General features: G+C 40.4%; 1 protein-coding gene. It reads right to left on the reverse strand.

Annotation, left to right across the window (positions count from 1 at the left end; all coding sequences use genetic code 11):
• Positions 1-80 precede the first annotated feature (80 nt).
• On the reverse strand, positions 81-411 hold a 331-nt coding region (locus QPK98_RS15600; RefSeq protein ID WP_310994397.1), incomplete at its 5' end, for a GIY-YIG nuclease family protein.

The following is a 411-nucleotide window of genomic DNA, read 5'->3' on the forward strand; positions in this document are numbered from 1 at the left end:
TGTGGTCCCACCCCGAAAGTATTCGGGACAGGCCCTGGGCTCGAACCAGGGACTTTCTGTCCCGAAAGCTTTCGGGAGAGTCAGATACTCCCGGTTTCATTTACGATCTTTTCTCTTAGTTCAGGATATTTTGAAAGATTGAGGATATACTTTCTGCTTTTCATCAATTTTATCTTCCGTTCCAGTCGGATCGCATGTGCATAACTGCTAACTTCAAACGCTAAAAACAGTTCCCAATCGTTTGTAATGGAAGTAAATGATTTACCGCCATAGGTGCCATTGTTGTGTTTTTCAATTCGAACTTTCAAATCATTATGACAAGCACCAGTATAAAAAGCATCTAATTTCTGACTGTATAAAATGTAAGTGTGTGCCATTGTAAACAAAAAAAGCACCCGGTTAGAGTGCTTT

The sequence above is a fragment of the Aequorivita marina genome (assembly GCF_031631895.2).
Taxonomy (GTDB): domain Bacteria; phylum Bacteroidota; class Bacteroidia; order Flavobacteriales; family Flavobacteriaceae; genus Aequorivita; species Aequorivita marina.